The 21,030-nt window shown below is 64.9% G+C and carries 22 protein-coding genes; 4 read left to right on the top strand and 18 right to left on the bottom strand.

Annotated features, from left to right (window positions below; translation table 11 throughout):
• Positions 1–33 precede the first annotated feature (33 nt).
• The 4 genes from AC3WR3_RS00435 to AC3WR3_RS00420 all read right to left on the bottom strand — a co-directional run bounded on the left by AC3WR3_RS00435 (position 34) and on the right by AC3WR3_RS00420 (position 2,946).
• The gene (locus AC3WR3_RS00435) at positions 34–345 is read right to left on the bottom strand and encodes an Rdx family protein (RefSeq protein ID WP_492290850.1); all 312 of its coding nucleotides are present in this window, start codon (positions 343–345) and stop codon (positions 34–36) included.
• On the bottom strand, positions 342–1,463 hold the full coding sequence (locus tag AC3WR3_RS00430) for an adenosylhomocysteinase (protein ID WP_492290849.1): 1,122 nt from the start codon (positions 1,461–1,463) through the stop codon (positions 342–344). The genes AC3WR3_RS00435 and AC3WR3_RS00430 overlap by 4 nt, the downstream gene beginning before the upstream one ends.
• A 185-nt stretch (positions 1,464–1,648) precedes the next feature.
• Entirely contained in the window at positions 1,649–2,386 is a 738-nt protein-coding gene (locus AC3WR3_RS00425; RefSeq protein WP_492290848.1) for a hypothetical protein, read from the bottom strand.
• Positions 2,386–2,946 carry a YceI family protein gene (locus AC3WR3_RS00420; protein WP_005325488.1) on the bottom strand — a complete coding sequence of 187 codons (561 nt, stop codon included), beginning with the start codon at positions 2,944–2,946 and terminating at the stop codon, positions 2,386–2,388. Before AC3WR3_RS00420 ends, AC3WR3_RS00425 begins: the two co-directional genes overlap by 1 nt.
• Before the next feature lie 110 nt (positions 2,947–3,056).
• Between AC3WR3_RS00420 and AC3WR3_RS00415 the strand changes: the two genes are divergently transcribed.
• A complete protein-coding gene (locus AC3WR3_RS00415) occupies positions 3,057–3,959 on the top strand; it encodes a LysR family transcriptional regulator (RefSeq protein WP_492290847.1) in 903 nt (300 codons plus the stop codon).
• A gap of 18 nt (positions 3,960–3,977) precedes the next feature.
• On the opposite strand, the gene AC3WR3_RS00410 is transcribed toward AC3WR3_RS00415, so the two are convergent.
• Positions 3,978–4,385, bottom strand: coding sequence for a hypothetical protein (locus AC3WR3_RS00410; RefSeq protein ID WP_492290846.1), 408 nt, complete (start codon positions 4,383–4,385; stop codon positions 3,978–3,980).
• Between the two features lie 66 nt (positions 4,386–4,451).
• On the opposite strand from AC3WR3_RS00410, the gene AC3WR3_RS00405 reads away from it, so the two are divergent.
• Positions 4,452–6,182 carry a formate--tetrahydrofolate ligase gene (locus AC3WR3_RS00405; RefSeq protein ID WP_492290845.1) on the top strand — a complete coding sequence of 577 codons (1,731 nt, stop codon included), beginning with the start codon at positions 4,452–4,454 and terminating at the stop codon, positions 6,180–6,182.
• 151 nt (positions 6,183–6,333) lie between these two features.
• Here AC3WR3_RS00405 and AC3WR3_RS00400 read toward each other — a convergent pair whose 3' ends face one another.
• The 3 genes from AC3WR3_RS00400 to folE all read right to left on the bottom strand — a co-directional run bounded on the left by AC3WR3_RS00400 (position 6,334) and on the right by folE (position 11,252).
• Complete coding sequence (locus tag AC3WR3_RS00400; protein ID WP_492290844.1) at positions 6,334–8,394, bottom strand: methyl-accepting chemotaxis protein; 2,061 nt, start codon at positions 8,392–8,394, stop codon at positions 6,334–6,336.
• Between the two features lie 276 nt (positions 8,395–8,670).
• Positions 8,671–10,320 (bottom strand): methyl-accepting chemotaxis protein, encoded by a 1,650-nt coding sequence (locus tag AC3WR3_RS00395; RefSeq protein ID WP_139439301.1) that lies wholly within the window; start codon positions 10,318–10,320, stop codon positions 8,671–8,673.
• A gap of 275 nt (positions 10,321–10,595) precedes the next feature.
• Positions 10,596–11,252, bottom strand: coding sequence for a GTP cyclohydrolase I FolE (gene folE, locus AC3WR3_RS00390; RefSeq protein WP_106887327.1), 657 nt, complete (start codon positions 11,250–11,252; stop codon positions 10,596–10,598).
• A gap of 352 nt (positions 11,253–11,604) precedes the next feature.
• On the opposite strand from folE, the gene moeA reads away from it, so the two are divergent.
• Positions 11,605–12,831, top strand: a complete 1,227-nt coding sequence (moeA, locus tag AC3WR3_RS00385; protein WP_492291151.1) for a molybdopterin molybdotransferase MoeA — start codon at positions 11,605–11,607, stop codon at positions 12,829–12,831.
• Positions 12,828–13,583, top strand: a complete 756-nt coding sequence (gene moeB / locus AC3WR3_RS00380; protein WP_492290843.1) for a molybdopterin-synthase adenylyltransferase MoeB — start codon at positions 12,828–12,830, stop codon at positions 13,581–13,583. The genes moeA and moeB overlap by 4 nt, the downstream gene beginning before the upstream one ends.
• 82 nt (positions 13,584–13,665) lie before the next feature.
• Here moeB and AC3WR3_RS00375 read toward each other — a convergent pair whose 3' ends face one another.
• The 10 genes from AC3WR3_RS00375 to moaB form a co-directional block, all read right to left on the bottom strand.
• On the bottom strand, positions 13,666–14,478 hold the full coding sequence (locus tag AC3WR3_RS00375; protein ID WP_492290842.1) for a hypothetical protein: 813 nt from the start codon (positions 14,476–14,478) through the stop codon (positions 13,666–13,668).
• Positions 14,471–15,514 (bottom strand): plasmid segregation protein ParM domain-containing protein, encoded by a 1,044-nt coding sequence (gene parM / locus AC3WR3_RS00370; protein WP_241672828.1) that lies wholly within the window; start codon positions 15,512–15,514, stop codon positions 14,471–14,473. The genes AC3WR3_RS00375 and parM overlap by 8 nt, the downstream gene beginning before the upstream one ends.
• Positions 15,515–15,625: 111 nt before the next feature.
• Positions 15,626–16,405 carry an alpha/beta fold hydrolase gene (locus AC3WR3_RS00365; protein ID WP_247626825.1) on the bottom strand — a complete coding sequence of 260 codons (780 nt, stop codon included), beginning with the start codon at positions 16,403–16,405 and terminating at the stop codon, positions 15,626–15,628.
• A 70-nt stretch (positions 16,406–16,475) separates the two neighbouring features.
• Entirely contained in the window at positions 16,476–17,531 is a 1,056-nt protein-coding gene (modC, locus tag AC3WR3_RS00360; protein WP_492290841.1) for a molybdenum ABC transporter ATP-binding protein, read from the bottom strand.
• Entirely contained in the window at positions 17,528–18,208 is a 681-nt protein-coding gene (gene modB / locus AC3WR3_RS00355; RefSeq protein ID WP_139439297.1) for a molybdate ABC transporter permease subunit, read from the bottom strand. Before modB ends, modC begins: the two co-directional genes overlap by 4 nt.
• Positions 18,209–18,319: 111 nt before the next feature.
• A complete protein-coding gene (gene modA / locus AC3WR3_RS00350) occupies positions 18,320–19,048 on the bottom strand; it encodes a molybdate ABC transporter substrate-binding protein (protein WP_492290840.1) in 729 nt (242 codons plus the stop codon).
• Between the two features lie 84 nt (positions 19,049–19,132).
• The gene (moaE, locus tag AC3WR3_RS00345) at positions 19,133–19,612 is read right to left on the bottom strand and encodes a molybdopterin synthase catalytic subunit MoaE (protein WP_492290839.1); all 480 of its coding nucleotides are present in this window, start codon (positions 19,610–19,612) and stop codon (positions 19,133–19,135) included.
• Positions 19,613–19,614: 2 nt separating this feature from the next.
• Positions 19,615–19,860 (bottom strand): molybdopterin synthase sulfur carrier subunit, encoded by a 246-nt coding sequence (moaD, locus tag AC3WR3_RS00340; RefSeq protein ID WP_454009706.1) that lies wholly within the window; start codon positions 19,858–19,860, stop codon positions 19,615–19,617.
• On the bottom strand, positions 19,857–20,351 hold the full coding sequence (gene moaC / locus AC3WR3_RS00335; RefSeq protein WP_139439293.1) for a cyclic pyranopterin monophosphate synthase MoaC: 495 nt from the start codon (positions 20,349–20,351) through the stop codon (positions 19,857–19,859). Before moaC ends, moaD begins: the two co-directional genes overlap by 4 nt.
• A gap of 50 nt (positions 20,352–20,401) precedes the next feature.
• Positions 20,402–20,908 (bottom strand): molybdenum cofactor biosynthesis protein B, encoded by a 507-nt coding sequence (gene moaB, locus AC3WR3_RS00330; protein WP_492291150.1) that lies wholly within the window; start codon positions 20,906–20,908, stop codon positions 20,402–20,404.
• Positions 20,909–21,030 lie beyond the last annotated feature (122 nt).

The raw sequence follows: 21,030 nt of genomic DNA, 5'->3' as shown, positions 1-21,030 counted from the left end.
GCTGTCGCCTCCCTTTTGCGCTGTTTGGTTGCCTTACTCGGCTGCGGGCTTGCGATCGGCATGGCCGAGATCGCGCTCCGGGGCGATGACGTCCCGCACCCGCTGCTTGATCTCTTTCGCCTCGGGGAAGCCCTCGTCGGCCACCCTGTCCCACACCTGGATCCCGTTGACCAGGATGCGAAACTCCCCCTTGCTGGCGGGCACCAGCGCCACCTCCCCGAGCTCGCTGTCGAAGGTGGAGAGCAGCTCCTGGGCCAGCCAGGCGGCGCGCAGCATCCAGCGGCAGAGCGTGCAGTAGCGGATCTCGATGCGCGGCTTGCTGACCGTGGTCTGTAGTTCTGTCATGCGATGACTCCATGAAAATCGGTTAACCAGTGGCGGGCTATGCGCTGCATGGTGGCCTGGGGCAGCTCGAGCAGGGCGGCGGCCGGCCTCTGCCCGGCCAGCTGGTGCACCCCTTCGATGATCTCCGCCAGCACCAGATAGACGTACTCGCCGATGACGGCGCCGTGGACGAAGTTCACCGCCTCGCCGCGATTGAGCAGGAAGATGGTGCTGCCATCCGGGCGCGTGAGCGCCAGCACATGGGGGCACACCTCCTCGCTCGGCCAGGGCAGCTGGGAGAGGCAGAAGGCGAACTCGTCGTCCGCCGAGGTGACAGAGGCCACCATGGCGCCGGGGCGCAGCGCCTGCAGATCGGCGATGTCCAGGGCCCCGTTGCCGGTGCAGCAGATCACCAGCTCGGCGCGGCCGAGGGCCTCGGCCTTGTTCACCAGCTTGAAGCCGTGGGAGAGCGCCTCCACCTGGCGCAGGGCATCCGTCTCCACCAGCTCCAGATGCAGGTTGCGGCAGCGCAGCTCGCGGGCGATGCTGCGCCCCACCTTGCCATAGCCAAACAGGGCGGCCTGGCAGACGTTGAAGGTACGCCTCAGGGTGCGCGCCAGGGACTCGGCGGAGTAGACCACGCTCAGGCCGATCTGGATGTCTTCCGCCTGCTTGAGGGGGCTGCGCGCCACCGAGATGACGGGGGCGGCCAGCGCCTCCTGTTCATAGCGCTGATGGCCGTTCTCCGTCATCTCCACCACCCCGAGAAAGCGCTCGCCGAAGTGCTCGAAGAGCACCGCCTGGGTCTTGGCGAAGTAGCCGCCAATGTCCAGGATGATGAGCCGCTCGTGGGGGGCCACCAGGGGGGCTATCTGGGCAATGACGCCCTCGGGATCCGAGGTCCAGTGGCGATTGAGGGGCAGCACTGGGTAGTGCTGCTGGGCCCAGGCCAGGGTCGGCCCGTGAACGGACTTAGGTTTGGGCAGGATGACGCCGACCCGCCCCACCCGGTCGAGCACCTGGATGAAGTGGGGCCGGTCGGGAAGCAGGTGGGTCACCAGCAGAATGCAGAGATCCCCGAGGCGTCCCTGCTCGGTGAAATGGCGAAAAAACAGATGCTCAGATCCCTGACTGCGCAACTGTGGCCTCCTTAGCGTGCCGCGAGAAAGCAGGCAAACAGAACCCGGCATAGCCGGGTTCTGTGTGTGTCCAGATAATTGAAAATCCTTTTTATCTGAAAGCGCCATGGGGCTCAATCTTTATCTATGCAGACTTTGACTAACCCATCAATTTATAAGGTAATAGCCTGTTTTTCATGCAGAAATTAATAAAGTGATGCCTCTGGCCAGACCCACCACAGACTCAAACCAGCACCAATTGCCCCCACCAGGATCAGCAGACCCCAACGAGACAACCCCGGGCGCTTGCGCAGAGCCCACTCCAGGGGCGGCAGCAACCAGACCGGCAGCAGCACCAGCAGCGGGACTTCCACGTATTGCCAGGCCAGCATCTGCACGAAGGCGAGCGTCAGCCCCAGGGCGGCCGGGGTCACCTTGATGCCCGCAAAGGCACCGAGCAGGGCACGGAAACCGGCGAAGGCGGCCAGGGCCCCCGCCAGCTGGGCGATCAGCAGGCTGCCATCGATGCCGATGACCAGCGCCAGCCAGATGAAGCCCAGGGCAAAGCCCAGCCCCTCCTCGCTGTCACCGCGCCAGCCCGTCCAGCCGAACCAGGCGATGGCGGGCAACAGGGCCAGCCAGATGCGCGGCTCGATGGCGAGGACCGAGGCCAGCCCCTGCCACCACACCAGGGCACCGAGCCCGGCGAACAGCGCCAGGGCGGCGCGCTTGTCCTCAACCTGAGCCGCGATGGCAGGCACCAGCAGGCACAGCGGCAGCCACTGCCACGCCTTGACCGGCAGGCCATAGGCGCCCCCCAGCAGGCAACCCACCAGCCAGAGCGCGAGCGCCCCCCACAGGTAGCCCAGCCGTGGCCAGCGCCATGACAGCAAAGCGGCCCCCAAAGGAGCCGCCAGGGTCTGTAGCAAGAGTGCTGCGCCCATTACTTGCGCACACCTTCGACGAACAGGTTGATGCTCATCTCGTCCGGAATGCCCGGCAGCATGTAGTTCACGCCAAAGTCGCTGCGCTTGATGGTGGTGGTGGCGTTGAAGCCGCTGCGGTAGCCGCCCCAGGGATCCTTGCCTTCGCCGATGTGGACCATGTCGAAGGCCACGCCCTTGGAGACGCCGTGCAGGGTCAAGGTGCCCTTGAGCACGCCCTTGTCCTTGGTGCCTTCATAGCCGGAGCTGACGAAGGTCATCTTGGGGTACTGCTTGACGTCCAGGAAGTCGGGGCTGCGCAGGTGCTTGTCGCGGGCCTCGTGGTTGGAGTCCACGCTGGCGGCGTCGATTTCGAAGCTCGCCTTGGCGGCGGTCGGATTGGCATCATCCATGCTGAAGGTGCCGCTGAAGGTGTTGAACCGGCCGACCAGCTCGGAGAAGCCGAGGTGGCCCACCTTGAACTGGACTGTGGTGTGAGCCGCATCGACATCGTAGTCGGCCGCCATCAGGGGAGCCGCCATAAACAGGCAGGAAGCCAGCAGGGCCTTGGTCATTTTCATTCCGATCGTTCCTTCATTAGGGGGTTCACATCGATACCCGACATGCTAACCTCCGAGCAGGAATGGATAATCATCGATTTATTAAAATAATTATCAACCGAGAGTGGAATATGGATCAGATAGCCGCCATGCGCACCTTCATCAAGGTGGTGGAGTGCCAGAGCTTTACCAAGGCCGCCCATCAGCTCGGCATCTCGGTCGCCATGACCTCCAAGCTGATGCAGCAGCTCGAGGAGTCATTGTCGACCCGGCTGCTGTCACGCACGACCCGCCAGGTCAACCCCACAGAGGCGGGCCAGTTCTACTACCAGCGCTCCCTGGCCCTGCTGGCGGAGCTGGAAGAGACCCACAGCCAGCTCACCCACAACAACCAGCAGCCCCAGGGCACCCTCAAGCTCTCGGTGCCCATGGACTTTGGCTACCTGCACCTCTCCCCCGCCCTGCCGCTGTTTCGGACGCGGTTTCCCGAGCTCAAGCTGGAGATAGAGTACAGCGACCGGCGGGTGGCCCTGGTGGAGGAGGGTTTCGATCTGGCGCTGCGGATCGGCAACCTGCCGGACTCCTCCCTGGTGGCCAAGCCGCTCGCCACCATGAAGCTGGTGGTGTGCGCCAGCCCGGAATACCTGGCCCGCAGGGGCACCCCAAAGACTCCGGAGGATCTCAAGCAGCACGACTGCCTCATCTACACCCTGACCCAGCCGGACTGGGTCTTCAAGCGGGAGGGGGAGCAGCAAAGCGTGCGCCCCCAGGGGCCCCTTCGCGCCAACAACGGGGTGGCCCTGACCCGGGCCGCCTGCGACCACCAGGGCATCATATTGCAGCCCACCTTCATCGTTGGGGATGCGCTGCGCTCAGGCGCCTTGGTGCCCCTGCTGCCGGAGTGGGAGAAGGGACAGGTGGGACTCTATGCCCTCTATCCGCACCGCCGTTTCGTCTCGGCCAAGGTGCGCTGCTTCATCGAGTTCGTCCAGGAGCGCTACCTGGCCCCCCACTACTGGGACAGGGAGACCTGAGCCCGGGCCGGAGGGTGCTCAGGGGGTGGGGACGATCGGCAGCTCGGCCACCAGCAGCAGACTGTGCTGGGTCAGCCGCCAGCGCGGCAGGCGCCGCGCCAGGGTGGCGAGCTGCTCCTCCCCCAGCTCATAGGGCAGAGTGATGTGCAGGCAGTGGCAATCGAGCATGGCCGCCAGTTGGAGCGTTAGCGCGAGGCTGGCCTCGTCCGTCTTGCGCTTGTTGATGCGCTTGCCGAGCTCCTGGCGAAAGTGGGTCTCGGGATCCTGGGTCATCGCCTGCCAGCCGTAGCCGAACAGCGGGATCAAGGCGCTGACGATGCCAAGGGCGGTGAGCGGCTGCTTGGGAGGGTGGTAGAGGGCATTGAGGTCCAGCAGGATGGGGCTTTGATGGGGCTCACGACTGCCGGATAAAATAGTATTACTCATTGGATAACCTTATTGATTCCTCTAGACTTCGCCGCATCTTTGACCTGACATGCCAACGAGGTGCTGATGCTAAGCGATATCGAGATCTCCCGCCAGTCCCCCCGTCTTACCATCCAGGCGCTGGCCGAACGCCTCGCCATCCCGCCCCAGCAGCTCAGCCCCCAGGGCCACCACAAGGGCAAACTCAGTCTCGACCTGCTCAAGTCTCAGCCCAAACAGAGAGGCAAGCTGGTGCTGGTGAGCGCCATCACCCCGACCCCCCTCGGCGAGGGCAAGACGGTCACCACCCTGGGCCTCTCCATGGGCCTCAACCACATCGGCCAGCCCAGCATGGCCACCATACGCCAACCGAGCCTAGGTCCCGTATTCGGGGTCAAGGGGGGCGCCGCCGGGGGCGGACATGCCCAGGTGGTGCCCATGGAGGAGATGAACCTGCACCTCACCGGGGACTTTCACGCCCTCACCGCCGCCCACAACCTGGCGGCGGCGGCCCTGGATGCCCGCCTGTTCCACGAGCAGAAACTCGGCGACCAGTTCAGCGCCAGAACCGGTTTGCCGCGCCTCGAGATAGACCCGGCCAACATCCTCTGGCCGCGCACCCTGGACATGAATGACCGGGCGCTTCGCCACCTCACCCTAGGCCAGGGGGGCCCCGCCGATGGGGTGGAACGCTCTGATCGCTTCGTCATCACCGCCGCCTCCGAGCTGATGGCCATTCTGGCGCTGGCCAGCGATCTGAAAGACTTGCGCGCCCGCATCGGCCGCATCCAGCTGGCTCGCGATATTCACGGCAATCCCATCACCGCCGAGCAGCTGGAAGTGGCGGGGGCCATGACGGTGCTGCTCAAAGACGCCCTGCAGCCGACCCTGATGCAGACCACGGAGCAGACCCCGGTGCTGGTGCACGCAGGGCCCTTTGCCAACATCGCCCACGGCAACTCCTCCGTCATCGCCGATCGCATCGCCCTGGGCCTCACCGACTATGTGGTGACCGAGGCGGGCTTTGGCTCCGACATGGGGCTGGAGAAGTTTTTCAACATCAAGAGCCGTCAGTCCGGCATCACCCCCGCCTGCGTGGTGCTGGTGGCCACGGTGCGCGGTCTCAAGGCCAACAGCGGCCTGCTGGACATTCGCCCGGGCCAGCCGCTGCCGGCGAGCCTCCAGGGGGAAGATCTGCCGACCCTCAAGCAGGGCTGTGCCAACCTCGCCTGGCATATCAACAATGCCCGCCGTTATGGGGTGCCCGTGGTGGTCGCCATCAACCGCTTCCCCACCGACAGCCAGGCCGAGCTGGATCTGCTGGCCCGCGAGGCGCTGGCCGCCGGTGCCTGTGACGCCGCCATCTCCCACGCCTTCACCGACGGGGGCAAGGGCGCCAGCGAACTGGCCCGGGCCGTGGTGGCGGCCTGCGAGCAGCCGAGCCAGGTCAAGCTGCTCTACCCAAACGAGATGAGCCTCGCGGCCAAGCTGGCCACCCTGGTGGAGTGCGGCTACGGCGGGCGCGGAGTGCGGCTCTCGGACAAGGCGCGCCAGCAGCTGGCCCGGCTCTCGGCCGAGGGCTGGGATCAGCTGCCCATCTGCGTGGCCAAGACGCCGCTCTCCATCAGCCATGATCCGGCCATCAAGGGAGTACCGACGGACTTCGAGGTGCCCATCGAGGAGGTGCGCCTGTGCGCCGGCGCCGGTTTCGTCTATGCCCTGGCGGGCCCCATCATGACAATGCCGGGCCTTGGCAGCCTGCCAGCCTATCGCCATATCGACATCGACGACGACGGCAACATAGTAGGCCTAAGCTAAGAACCCTGGCAGCCTGCCTTCCCTGAGCGTTATATCGACATCGACGACGGCGAAACCGCGGGCCTGAGTGGACAGCCCTCATTCACGACATCGCCAGAAACAACAAGGCCCCGCCAATTGGCGGGGCCTTGTTGTTTGCATCTGAACGCCATCAGTAGTGGAAGCGTCCCAGCTTGTTCATGACAGTCTGTGTCAGATCGTGCATCTGCTGGCTCTGGGCATCCTGCTCCCTGGCCACCCGGGTGGAGGCGGTTGCCAGCTCGTGGATATTGCTGACGTTCTGGTTTATCTCCTCGCTCACCTTGGATTGCTGCTCGGCGGCGCTCGCGATCTGGGTCGCCATGTCCTGGATACGGTCGGCTGCCTGCACTATGGTCGCCAGCTCGGTCACCGCCTGCTCCGCATCGTGCAGTGCCAGGCTGCTCAGGTGACGCCCCTCGGCCATGGTGCTGACCGCGGCGCTCGTGGTGTCCCGCAGCCTGTCTATCATCTGCTGGATCTCCTGGGTCGAGGCCCGGGTCTTGGAGGCCAGGGTTCGCACCTCGTCAGCCACCACGGCAAAACCGCGGCCATGCTCGCCGGCCCGGGCCGCCTCAATGGCGGCGTTGAGTGCCAGCAGGTTGGTCTGCTCCGAGATGGTCCTGATCACATCCAGGATGCTGCCTATCTGCACCCCCTGCTGCTGCAAGGCGGTGATCCTGTCCGATACCTCGCAGACCTGCGCGCTCAGCTGACGAATGCCGCTGGCCGAGGCGCTCACTACCTGCTGCCCCTTGTGCACGGCATGGCGGGTCTCATCCACCGCCTGGGCCGTGATCTGGGCACTGCTGGCGACAGAGTCAGCCGTCGATGACATTTCGTGAATGGCCGTGGCCACCAGCTCGACCTGTTCCAGCTGATGATGGCTGTTGGTCATCCCCTGCTGGGCCTGGCGGGCCGAGTTCGCCGCTGCCTGCTGCAACTCGTGCACGCTGCTGGCCGTGTCGGTCACTATGCCCTGCACGGTCGCGACGAACTGGTTGATCCCCTCCGCCAGCACCCCGGTCTCGTCGCGCCGGTTCTGGGTCAGACGCTGGGTCAGATCGCCACCAGCACTGGAGAGGCGTGCCACCATGCGGGCCGTCTGCTGTACTGGCCGGGAGATGGAGCCTGCCGCGAAGGCGAGCCCGACCAGCCCGGCGCCCGCCACCAGCATGCCCACCAGCAGCTGGGTCCAGATCCCCTTGCCAAAGGCCTCGGCACGGGCCTGCGCCATCCGCTCATAGTCGGCGTAGAGGGCGTTGCTCGGCACCTCGATGGCGATCCCCCAGGCCTGCTTGACCTTGTTGAGGCGGATGGGCGCGAAGACCCTCAGCCGATCGTCGCTCTCGTCGCTGCCCGCCTGGCTGCGCTGCAGCTGGGCCAGCAACTGCGAGTCCTGCAAGCACTGACCAACCCCACCGCCATCGCGCGAGTCGGCGGCTATGATGCCCATGGGGCTGATGATGCGCACCCTCCCCTGCCCGTCGAACACCCGCTGGCTGATGCTAGCGGCCAGCCGTTGCAGGTAGTTGAGGGAGTAGTCGATCCCCACCATGCCGAGGTATTGATCCCCGCTCAGCACAGGCACCACGAAGGAGGTGAGCAGGGTGGGCTGACCGTTGACCTGATAGACGGAGGGGTCGACCGCGCAGCTTGTCTTGCTCTCCTGGGGACAGAGATACCACTCGGAGGCCCGGATCCCGGTCGCGCTCGGTGTCTTGCTGTAGAAATCACCCAGGGGTTTGAGGCCAAAACCGGCCGGGCCGCGGCTCCAGTAGGGGGCGAAGTTGCCAGATGGCTGGCTATGCTGACCATTGCCGGTATGGAGCGCATCCTGACCGTCGAAGCTGTCCGCCTCCCAGCCGCTGTAGATGCTGAGGAAATCCGGGTTGCGATCCCCAATGTCCTTGAGCAGGGCCGTGACCTCGTCCCGGTTCAGGGGCTCCCGTTGCTGGACATTGCCCGCCAGCAGCGCCGCCAGGGTTTCCCCCGCATCCAGCGCCAGCTCGAAGGAGCGCGCCACCTCGCTCGCCTGACCCTCCGCCAGGGTCAGCAGCCACTGCCTGGCCTGCTGGCGGGCGGCGTCGTGGCTCTCCTGCTGGATCTTATCCTGCATGCTGGCCAAGGAAAGGTAGCTGTAGCCCACCACGCTGAGGACTGTGGCCAGCAGGATGCAACCTGCAAAGAACATGACTTGATACTTGATGGAGCGAAACATGGAGGATGGTGGGTCTCTTGGGCCAAAAAGGTGGGCATCATAAGGGTTGACAAGCAGGGTGCAAACGGCCCCGCATGAAATTAATCGCCGATTTGTGAGCGAATTCGAACATCCGGCCTGTCATCCCCCCATCCGGTAGGTGACGGGCTAACAGGACGACCGCCCGTCAGCAGGCTGGCGCCGGTCGTGCGGCGACAAGCACAAGGCCCCGCCAATTGGCGGGGCCTTGTGCTGTCCATGGACCAGGGCTTAGAGGGTGAAGCGCTGGGTCATATGGTGCAGGTTGTTGGCCAGCTTGCTCAGCTCGACACAGGCCTGGGCGGTCTGCTGGGCCCCCTGGGCGTTCTCGTCGGCGGCATTGTGGATATTCACTATGCTGCGGTTGAGCTCCTCGGTCACCGCGTTCTGCTCTTCGGTGGCGGTGGCGATCAGGGTGTTCATGTCGCTTATCTGGGTGACGGCGCCATTGATGCTGTCGATGCTCTCCCCCGCTTCCCGTGCCAACCCGACGCTCTCCTGCATCTGCTGGCGGCTCAGTTGCATGGCGTTGCCCGCTTCGGCGGTGCGCTCCTGCAACAGCTCTATCATCTTGCTGATCTCGGCGGTGGAGGCCTGGGTACGCTGGGCCAGGGAGCGCACTTCGTCCGCGACGACCGCAAAACCACGCCCCTGCTCGCCGGCCCGGGCCGCCTCTATGGCGGCGTTGAGTGCCAGCAGGTTGGTCTGCTCGGCGATGCCGCGAATGACATCCAGCACCATGCTGATGCTGGCGCTGTCCGCTTCCAGCTGCGACACCACAGTGCCCGCCTGCTCAATCTGCCGGGAGACCTGCTCTATGCTGCCGATGGCGCTGCGCACCACCTGGTTGCCCTGGGTCGAGGTGCGAGAGGCATCCTTGGCCGCGCTCATGGCATCCGTGGTGTTGCGGGCCACCTCATTGACGGTGGACTGCATCTCGTTCATGGCGGTGGCCACCTGGGACACCTCGCTCTGCTGGCTGGCCATGCCCCTGGCGGACTGCTCGGAGATGGCGCTCACCTCCTCCACCGCGCTGCTGAGCTGGCTCACCGAGCCGGCTATCTCGCTCACCAGGTCCGCCAGCGACCCCTGCATGCGGTCGATGGCCGAGCCGAGCTGACCCAGCTCGTCGCGGTTGAAGCGACTGCCGCGGATCCACTCCTGCAGCTCCCCCTTGCCGAGATCGCCGCCCGCGATGCGCTGGGCCTGGCGGGCCAGCATGATGAGCGGGTCGCGGATCTGGCGGGTCAGCACCACGGAGAGGCAGACCACCAGCACCAGACCGATCAGCAGGGCCAGGGTGACGCTCAGCTTGGCGGAGTCATACGCTCCCACCACTACCTTGCGGGAGGCATCGGCATAGCCATGGTTGATGCGCACCAGGTCGCCAACCGACTTGGCCAGGTTGGTGTAGAGGGTGATCCCCTCCCCCATGAAGAGGTGCTGGGCCTCGGTCATCTGACCGGCATCCTGCATCTGCCGGATGCGCTGGTGCAGGCCGAGGTATTTCTCCCAGTCCGCCTTGACGATGTCGAAGGTGCGGCGCTCCTCCAGATCCTCCGCCCAGATGGTGGCATCGTGGGCCGCTATCTGCTGCCCGGCCTCCCTCAGGCTCTTCTCGCTCTCATTGCGGTAATGGGCCTGCTGCTGGGGATCGTCCGCCACCAGAAAGACATCCAGCTCGTAGCGGCGCACCGCATTGATGGTCTCGCCCAGGGTGCTGGTGCGCACCACAGCGGGCAGTATGCTGTCGGTGAATCCGATGGCGGCCCGGTTCATGGTGCTGAATTCAAACAGTGAAAAGCCGCCGATAAAGGCCATCATCAGGCCGAGTACGGCAAAGCCGGCGGAGAGTTTCTTGCCTATCGTCATGGTGTTCATGGCATGTCCTGCATATGGGTCATCAAGTGGCATTCGTCGGCGCCGGCCCTTCGAGGCGCGAGCACGCTAGCTGCCATCCATAGCAGTCATTCAAACCTCATCCGTATCGGCACGAACGAGGGGGCCAAACGGGTGCCAAACAGGCCATCCCGTGGCACGGAGAGCTGTATCGGCCCGCGCGGGCATCACTTTAGGATTTTTTTCAGAAAAGAAACCGGAGCGGCAGACAGGAGGGAAGATGTCGGGGCATGTCGGTGGGACATGCCCCCGGGTGACTAGCCTTTCAGGCCACCGAGAAACTCGGCACGGGTGTCTGGCTGGGTCTTGAACACACCGCCGAGGGAGGTGGTGGTGGTATAGGAGGTGGAATCCATCACGCCACGGGCCTTCACGCAGAAGTGGGTCGCCTTGATGCTGATGGCCACGTCCCTGGTGCCGAGCAGGGTCTGCAACGCCAGCAGGATCTGCTGGGTGAGCCGCTCCTGGACCTGGGGACGGCGGGCGAAGAACTGCACTATGCGGTTGATCTTCGACAGCCCGATCACCTTGCCACGGGGGATGTAGGCCACGTGGGCCAGCCCGTCTATGGTGACGAAGTGGTGCTCACAGGTGCTGGTGAGGCTGATGTCCCGCACCATGATCATCTCGTCCACCTTCATCTTGTTCTCGATCACCGTCACCTTGGGGAAGGTGGCATAGTCGAGGCCGGAGAAGATCTCGTTCACGTACATCTTGGCGATGCGGTGCGGCGTCTCGGCCAGACTGTCATCGGCCAGATCCAGCCCCAGCGTCTCCATGATGGCGCGCATATGGCCTTCGATGTTTTCCTTCTTCTGCTGGCCGTTCAACCCATTGGCCACCAGTGGTGTCTCCAGGCCCTCGGCCTCGAGCGCTGCCCTGACCAACAGGGCTTCCTGGCTAAAGCTCGTCATCTTGTTTCTCTCCCACGCTCAGGGACTGTGCTGGCCATCGACGTGGTGCCGTGGCGCAATGTTACAGGGCGATTATTGTCATAATTCAAACTAACTCAAGCCCGGCACCTGACTTTATGCCAAACCGCCCTGTTTTACCCTCTCCCCCTCCCGTTCGGGGCGCCGGGCACAGGTCTGGCACTCCACATGCAAGCGCGCCTCTCACACCACCCACAAGGAGGTAATTCAAGGAGTTGACCTTACTCTCATCGCGGCAAAAATCGGCTTTCCCCGCGTTCCTGCGCGATCCGCCTGCCCATACGGACGGATTTTTGGGATAATCCGCCCCCTATACACCAGAGAGGTCATGATGATGGGATTCGATACCGGTGCACTCCTCCCCTTGGACAAGGCCCTGCAAGGGATGCTGGAACAACTCGGCTGCCGCTGCGAGACGGAGCAGTTGCCGCTGCCCCAGGCGCTGGATCGGATACTGGCCGAGGAGATAAGCTCCCCCCTGTCGGTACCCCCCTTCGACAACGCCGCCATGGACGGCTATGCCGTGCGCCTGGCGGATCTCGCCGCCGGCGCCCCGCTCCCCGTCGCGGGCAAGGCCTTCGCCGGCCAGCCCTATGAGGGCGAGTGGCCGGCCGGTCACTGCATCCGCATCATGACCGGCGCCCCTGTGCCGGCGGGCACGGAGGCGGTCGTGATGCAGGAAGAAACGCAGGAAGGCGGCAACGGGATCACTTTTCTGACGACTCCCTTCCCTGGCCAGAACATCCGCCGCCGGGGCGAGGATCTGGCGCAAGGATCGCAAGTGCTGGCCAGCGGCCTGCGTCTCAGTCCCCGGGATCTGCCGCTGCTGGCCTCCTTGGGCATCGCCACGGTGACGGTGCGCCGTCCCCTCAAGGTGGCCATCTTCAGCACGGGGGACGAGCTCAAGCCCCTGGGCACGCCCCTCGCCCACGGCGACATCTATGATTCCAACCGTTACGGGGTCAAGGCCATGCTGACCCGCATGGGCATAGAGTGCCTGGATCTTGGCATCATCCCCGACGATCCGGCCGCCCTGCGCGCCGCCTTCATCCAGGCCGACCGCGAGGCCGATGCCCTGATCACCACGGGGGGCGTCTCGGTGGGGGAAGCGGACTTCACCAAGCAGTTGCTGGAGGAGCTTGGCGAGATAGGTTTCTGGAAGCTCGCCATCAAGCCGGGCAAGCCCTTTGCCTTCGGCCGCCTGCCAAACGCCTGGTTCTTCGGCCTGCCGGGCAACCCCGTCTCCGCCATGGTCACCTTCGATCAGCTGGTGCAACCTGCGCTGGCCAGGCTGGCCGGCCACCACTTCGCACGCCCCCTGCCGCTGCAGGCCATGGCGGCCGAGCCCCTCAAGAAGGCGCCGGGACGCCTGGACTTCCAGCGCGGCATCCTGAGCCAGGGGCCTGACGGCCTCGAGGTGCGCAGCACCGGCTCCCAGGACTCCGGGGTGTTCAGCTCCCTGTCCCGGGCCAACTGCTACATAGTGCTCGAGCAGGAACGGGGCAAGGTGGCCGCCGGTGAGACGGTGACCGTCGAGCCCTTCTCGGGGCTGCTGCTGTGAGCGAGATCCTGAGCGATGCGGAGCTGCTTCGCTACAACCGTCAGATCATTCTTAAATCTTTCGATTTCGAGGGGCAGGAGGCGCTCAAGCAGGCCCGGGTGCTGGTGATAGGCGCCGGGGGTTTGGGCTGCGCCGCTAGCCAGTATCTGGCGGTGGCCGGGGTCGGCCACCTCACCCTGGTGGATTTCGATCGGGTAGAGCTCTCCAATCTGCAGCGCCAGGTGCTGCACAGCGACGAGCGCATCGGCATGCACAAGGTGGACTCCGCCGCCAAGACGCTGCGGGCCCTCAACCCCTGGCTAGAGGTGGAAACCCACGCCCTCCTCGCCGACGAGGCGCTGCTCGATGCCCTGTTGCCAGAGCACCAGCTGGTGCTCGACTGTACCGACAACGTCGCCATCCGCAATCTGCTCAACCAGCGCGCCCGCCGACACAGGGTGCCCCTGGTGTCCGGCGCCGCCATCCGGCTGGAGGGGCAGCTCTGCAGCTTTACCTGGCAGGAGGACGAGCCCTGCTACGCCTGCCTGAGCGCCCTCTTTGGCGAGCAGTCCCTGACCTGTGTCGAGGCTGGAGTGCTGGCCCCCGTGGTCGGTCTGGTGGGCAGCCTGCAGGCGCTGGAAGCCATCAAGCTCTTGGCAGGCATGGGCAGGAGCCACAGCGGCCGCCTGCTGATGATCGACGGCCTGAGTGGCAGCTTTCGCAAGCTGAAGCTCCCCAAGCGCCCGGACTGCCCGGTCTGCTCCCAGCCCTGAGCGGCAGAACACCATCAACAAAAATGCCGAACCCAGGGGTTCGGCATTTTTGCATGGGAGTGCAGAGACCCGGGCTGGCGCCCTAGAAGATCCCCTTGGCCTTGACCTTCTTCATGTTCGCGACCTGGCTCGAGAGATCCTCCACCAGGGGCTCAGCCTCGGCGCCTGCCGCCCCCTGGCGAGCCGGGGCGCTGGCCAGTCGCTGGATCAGCAGGTGTTGCTCGCGAATGAGCCGGGATTGCTCCTCCAGCTGGCGCGAGAGCAGCTGGATGCTGCTGGCAAGGGGCGCCAGATCCTGCTCGGCCGCCGCCACGGGCAGCTTGCCCGCTATGGTTTCTGCCAGCAGATCGTGATCGAGCGGGGCAGGCAGCCCCTGCCTCAGCTCATCCCACAGCTCGGTGGGCTGCTGCTCGCCGAGCCGGCTCACTATCTCGTCCACCAGATGATCCGAAGAGGGCATGGCCTGGGGCTGACCCAGGCGTTGCACTATCTCCTCCACCATGCGGGCACTGTTGTCCTGACCAAGGCGGGGGGCCAGCCTGGCCACTATCTCGTCGATCATGGTGTCGCTCACGGCAGGGGCAGTCCCCTCCCCCAGTGCGAAGCCACAGCTGGCAAAGACATGGCGCAAGGTCTCGAAATTCACCTGCTCGGGGCCGAAGGCATTGGCCACCGCCTTGCACAGACTGGGGGCCAGCACATACATGAACATGCCGGAGAGGTAGATGTCCTTGTGAAAACGACTTTTGGAGAAGTCGAACTCCTCCACATCGTCCTGGATCTTGCGCGCCCGCTGGTACCAGCTCTGCAAGACCCCGGCGGCATAGCGGTCAGACTCCAGCGCACCCGGATCCATGAAGATGGAGAAGGTCATGCGCTTGAGTTGGCTACTCATCGCCAACCTCGGCCATCACCGGCGCCTCACGGTACACCTCTTCCTCTTCCGTGGTGTAGAGGCAGATCTCCCGGGCCAGGGCGGACTGGGCATCGTCCAGCAGCTCGACCCGCTCACCCAGGGTCGGGTAGGCGGCCTTGATGGCCTCAAAGATCAGCGACGCCCCGCCGCCAACCAGATAGACCCGGTTCGGGTTCTTGGCGAACTTCTTCGCCTCGTGGGCTACCTGGGAGCCCAGCTCATCGATCTTGTTCTGCATCTTCTCGAGGATCTTGGGGATCTGGCTCTCGTCGTTGACCACGTCCCGCACGAAGCTCATGTCGTGGCGACGCTTGATGAACTCGTTGGCCACCAGATAGCTCGAATCGCTGTCCGCCGCCGCCAGCGCCTTGCGAGTGGCGTCTGTCACCATGGAGACACCGATCTCGTTGTTGCCATACACATCGGAGACGTCGTCAAACTCGCCGACGATGATCCCCATGTCCAGGGTGGTGCCACCGCAATCGATCACCAGCGTCTTGGTGAACTCGTTGCAGCCCGAGCCAATCAGGCGGGAGAGTGCCGCAGGCAGGCTCTCCGGCATCACCTCCACGCTGACGATGTTGAACAGCTCACCCTTGTTGAGGCTGATGGCCCGCATCAGGTTACGCCGCTTCTTCTCTATCTTCTCTTCGTTGCGCTGGCAATCGTCCGGGCTGTAGAACTCGGTGATGGGCAGGGTCACTGTGATGGCCACATCGCAAGGGGTCACGCCGGTCTGCAGCAGGGCATGATGCACGGAGAGCAGGTTCAGATCGTCGTACTGGTACTCCACATGGGTGGTGGCCAGGGACTTGTCCGAGGTGGCGTCATAGGTGTACTTGGTGTTGCCTATTTCGTAGTTGTAGATCTTCTTGTCCTTGCGCAAGGCGGCGCTCTTCCAATCCTTGCGAAAGGAGTTGGGGGAGATGATGGTCTTGAGCACCTTGTTCTCGATCCAGCTCACCTTGACGTTGGTGGAGCCATCATCGATGGCCATTTTCATTACTTCAGACATGAGGAAATACCTGTTCAATAGGGCAGACGGGTCCGATTGCCTTGCCTTGTGCCATTGGCAAGGCGATCGGACCAATACATACACGGGGAATAAGGCTAAAGGGCGACAAGTCTAATGGGTTTCTAAAATCCGGTGAAGCAAATGATTGAACCCGGCGGGATCTTCCGCGGGCCAGGCGTGATGGCCCTCGGGGGTATGGATGCTGGCGTTGGGCAGGGAGGCGAACTGCTCCACCCGTTTGGCGAGCGGCAGGTAGTCGTGACTGGTGGAGATGATGGCCACCGGCTGCCAGAGGCTGCCGAGCCGGGCGCGCACCGACCAGCCGGGCAGCGCCTCCAGCAGTGCCTTGTAGGTCTTTTTCTTGTTGCTGCGCACGAAGCGCAGCCGGAAGGTGTGGCGCACCTGGGCGAGCTCGGGGCCGGGGAAGAGTTCGCGCCCCAGCCACCAGGCCAGCGGCCGCATGCCAAACCAGCGCAGCCACTTGAGGCGCATGGCATGGCGCTCCTGCTCCCTTGGCGTCTCCAGCAGAAACTCGCTGAAGCCGTTGACCAGCACCAGCCCCCGCACCTTGTGGGGCAGTCGCAGCGCCAGCTCCAGCGCCACCATGGCCCCGAGCGACAGCCCCACCACCCAGGCGGGTTCCGGCTGCTCCTCGAGCCAGCGGGCCACGTCCGCCGCCAGGGTGGGCACATCGAAGGGCCCCTCCTGCATGCTCTGGCCGTGGCCGCGCAGATCCAGCGCCACCACCCGGTAGTGCTGGGAGAAGTGCTCGATCTGGGCCTGCCAGTCGAGGCTGGAGGAGCCAAGGCCGTGCAGCAGGAGCAGCAAGGGGCCCTCCCCCGCGCTGCGCAAGGCCAATCCATGGGATTTCATTACCTGGTTGCGACGCACCCGTGCTCTCCCTCTCGACTCGATAGCGGCCACCGACGGCCTTGCTGCCCATGCTGTGGCGACACGCCCCTCAGCCCTCTCCCACCAGGCTCACCACCTTGATGTAGGCGTAGAGGCGCTGCCCCGGCACCAGCGCCAGCCGCTTAGCGGAGCGGCTGGTGATCCGGGCCAGCAGTATCTGCTGCCCCAGCGCCAACTGCAACAGGGTTTGCCCCGGCCTCACCTCCCGCGCCTCCAGCAGCCGGGTCTCGAGGCAGTTGGAGAGGCTGGAGTGCGCGATGGGGGCGGTGGCGATCACCAGATCCCGTCCCGCCACCTTGATCTGCAACTCCCCTGTCTCGTCGGGGGCATGCTCCATGGTGACCCTCAGGCTCTGATCCCCGAGTTGCAGGGTCGCCATCTGCTCGGCGTCGTCGTAGTGGGCCAGGGTCGCCGTCAGCATGACACCGGCATCGTCGCGACTGGCCAGCGACAGGTCGGTGCGGGCGAAGATCTCGCTCGGCCTGCCTTGCGCCTCCAGCCTGCCATCTGCCAGCAGCACCAGCTGATCGCAGAGCAGGCTCACCTCCTCCATGGCGTGGCTCACGAAGATCATGGGGATGCCGCTTTCGCGCTGCAACCCCTTGAGCACATGGGCCTGATGGATACGGCTGCGGCTGTCCAGCGCCGAGAAGGGTTCATCGAGCAGCAGCAGATCCGGCTCTGCCAGCAGGGCCCGCCCCAGGGCCACCCGCTGGCGCTGGCCGCCGGAGAGGCCGTGGGCGGGCTGCCCCAGCAGATCCGCAAAGCCGAGCCGCTCCGCCAGCGCCTCGGGCCGCCAGCGCCCTCGCCCCTTGCCCGCCGCCAGCTGCAGGTTGCCGAGCACCGTCATATGGGGAAAGAGGCGGGAGTCCTGGAACACCAGCCCGATGCGGCGCGCCTCCGGCAGCAGGGCCGCCAGCTCCCGTCCCTGCCAGCGCAGGACGTCCGAGGGGGCACGGTCCAGCCCGGCGATGATGCGCAGCAAGGTGCTCTTGCCACAGCCGGAGGGGCCAAAGAGGCCGAGAATGCCGCCAAGGGGCAGCGCCAGATCGCACGCCAGGGTGAAGGCGCCGAACGCACGGCTGGCCTTGAGGTGCAGGCTCATCCGAACAACCTCCGCTGCCGGCGCTGCAAGACGCCATAGACCAGCACCAGCATCACCAGGGAGAAGCCCATCAGGCCACCCGCCAGGTAGTGGGCGTGCCGATAATCCATGGCTTCCACGTGATCAAACAGGGCGATGGAGAGCACCTGGGTCTCGCCGGGGATGTTGCCCCCTATCATCAGCACCACGCCAAACTCCCCCAGGGTGTGGGCAAAGCCCAGCGCCGCCGCCATCACGAAGCTCGGCAGCGTCATCGGCAAGATGATCTGAAAGAAGCGCTCAAGGGGCCCCAGCCCCAGGGTGGCGGCGGCCTCGAGCTCCTTGTTGCCCATGTTGACGAAGGCGGAGGTGAGCGGCTGCACCACGAAGGGGAGCGAATAGAGGATGGAGGCAAACAGCAGGCCGAGGAAGCTGAAGGCGAGCGGGGTCCCGAAGGTCTCCCGCCACCAGGCGCCGAGGCCGTACTCCGGCGAGAAGGCGAGCAACAGATAGAAGCCGAGCACGGTCGGCGGCAGCACCAGGGGCAGCGCCACCAGGGCCTCCACCAGCGGCCGCAGCCGGTGCTGGCTGCGCGACAGCCACCAGGCAAGCGGCGGCGACAGCAGCAGCAGGATGGCGGTGGTACTGGCCGCCAGCTTGAGGGTGAGCCAGACCGCCAGCAGATCCCCTTCACTCATCGCCGACCTCCCGGTTGATAAATGCCCCCAACGGCATGGTATCCATCCTCATTGCAAAGAGTGGCCGACCCGAAGGCCGGCCACTCAGGGTATCGCATCTGAACCATCCCCTTATCGGGGCAGGGCATAGCCCGCGGCCTTGATCTGCGCCTGACCCGGGCCCTTGAGCCAGGCCACCAGGGCATCGACTGCTTCCCCCTTCTTCAGGACCAGACCCTGCTGCTCTATGGGGGGGTAGAAGTCGGCCGGTACCGCCCAGGCTTCGCCTGTCTTGCCCGCTTCCACCAGGTTGGCCCAGGCGACGAAGCCCAGCTTCGCATTGCCGGTGTCGACGAACTGCCAGGTCTGGCTGATGTTGGTACCGGTCAGCACCCGATACTGCTTGGGATCGAGCTTGAGGTGGGCCAGGGTTGCCATGGCGGCGGCGCCATAGGGGGCGGTCTTCGGGTTGGCGATGGCCAGCTCCCCCTGCCAGTTGCGCAAGGTGGCCTCGTCAGGGGCAGGTCCCCCCTTCTGCCACAGGCCGAGCTGGCCGATGGCGTAGGTGAAGCGACCGCTCCCCTTGCCCTCCGCCTCCAGTTTTTCAGGGGTGGCCACGTCGGCGGAGAGGAAGAGATCGAAGGGGGCGCCGTGGGTGATCTGGGTGTAGAGCACCCCGGTGGCCGCCGAGCTGATGACGACGCTGTGGCCTGTCTTGGCGGTGAACTCCTTGCCGATGCGCTCTATGGTGCCCTTGAAGTTGGCGGCCACCGCTACCCTGACTTCATCGGCCCGAGCGGCCCCGCTGTGCAAGGCGCCGGCCACGAGGCCGAGCAACACCACGGACAACTGTTTCTTCATTCCCTGTCTCCTTGAGGCTCCGGCAAACCCGAAGCAAGTGGTGGCGAGCGCCCGCGGCGCTCCCCTGTCATCGAACCGGGCTGGCTAGGGCGCTTGCCGCCAGCGGGCGGCGGCGGCGTCATCGCTCGCCTTGGCCTCGACCCAGCGTTGAACGCCCTCGGCGGTCAGCTCTTTTTTCCAGAACGGTGCCCGGGTCTTCAAAAAATCCATGATGAAGTGGCAGGCCTCGAATGCGGCGTCCCTGTGGGCGCTGCTCACCGCCACCAGCACGATCTGATCCCCGAGCAGCAGATCGCCGATGCGATGGATCAGGGTGCACTCCTGCAGCGGCCAGCGGCCACGGGCCTCTGTGACTATGTCCGTCAGGGCCTTCTCGGTCATGCCGGGGTAGTGCTCGAGGGAGAGCCCCTTGACCGCATCCCCCTGATTGAAGTCACGCACCTTGCCGACGAAGGTGACGATGGCGCCGCTGTCATGGCGGGCGGCGAGGCGCTCATACTCCTCCCCCAGGGAGAAGTCGGCCCGCTGCACCAGGATGCGATCCACGGTCGTTATCTCGCTCATTCTCAGCCTCCGGTCACGGGGGGGAAGAAGGCCACTTCATCGCCATCATTGAGCGGCGTATCGAGCGGCACCAGGGTCTGGTTGACCGCCACCAGCAGCTTGCCCGATTCGAGCGCCAGGGCCCACTTGTCGCCGCGCTCGCACAAGGCCCCACGAAGCGCTTCGGCCGTGGCATAGTCGCTGGGCAGGCAGAGCTCGTCACAGCCCACCAGCTCCCTTACTTGCGCAAAAAACAGTACCTTGATCATGCCTTCTCTCCTGCCTGGGAGCCCAGCTGGAAGTGGCCGGACTTGCCGCCCTTCTTCTCCACCAGCCTGACGTGCTCGATCACCATGTCCTTTTGCACCGCCTTGCACATGTCGTAGATGGTCAGCGCCGCCACGGACGCCGCGGTGAGCGCCTCCATCTCCACCCCTGTCTTGCCGGAGAGCTTGCAGAGGGTGCGGATATGGACCCTATTGTGCTCGGGCTGGGCCTCAATCTCTACCTCCACCCGGGTCAGGGCCAGAGGGTGGCAGAGGGGAATGAGATCGGCGGTCTTCTTGGCCGCCATGATGCCAGCGATGCGGGCGGTGGCGAACACGTCCCCCTTGTGGTGCTGACCGCCGAGGATCAGGGCCAGGGTCGCGGGGGCCATGGTCACGAAGGCCTCGGCGCGGGCCTCTCGCTGGGTGACCTGCTTGTCGGTGACGTCCACCATGTGGGCCTCGCCGCTCTGGTTGAGATGGGTCAGGTTCATCTATTCCCCTATCGAAAAATAAGATGGATGATCGAGATAAACTCCCAAGATCACAGATGGGACACGAAGTTGCACGGCCTGGTGCGGGCGTCCAGCTGATCCCGGATGAGCTGCTCCCAGCCGAGCTGGCAGGCGCCGGTGGAGCCCGGCAGGCAGCAGATCAGGGTGCGATTGGCGAGCCCGGCCAGGGCGCGGCTCTGCATGGCCGAGCCCTTTATCTCGGAGAAGGAGAGCTGGCGGAACATCTCGCCAAAGCCCTGTACGGTGCGCTCGAACAGCACTCCCACCGCTTCCGGCACCCGGTTCTGTTCATTGAAGCCGGTGCCGCCGTTGATCAGCACCACCTGGACCGCCTCGTCGACGATCCACTGGCTCACCTGGGCCCGGATCCGGAACAGGTTGTCGGCGCACAGGGCCCGATCCGCGAGTCGATGCCCCGCCTGGGTCAGAGCCGATACCAGATAATCCCCCGAGCTGTCGTCGGCGGCGGTGCGGCTGTCGGAGACCGTCAGCACGGCAATCTTGAGAGGGATGAATTCGCTGTTTTTGGGTGCCATGTTTCTGGATGCCATAGGACAAATCCTGTCAATCATTCATTGACCACGAGAGGAAGAAGAGGGGTACGCGTCGCCCGGTCATGCCGGTCGGTGAAAGCGCGCCGACAGGGGCGCCCCGTTAC

Source organism: Aeromonas sp. EU05-FHT14A05 (genome assembly GCF_058791175.1).
This window is presented reverse-complemented; position numbering and strand designations above follow the sequence as displayed.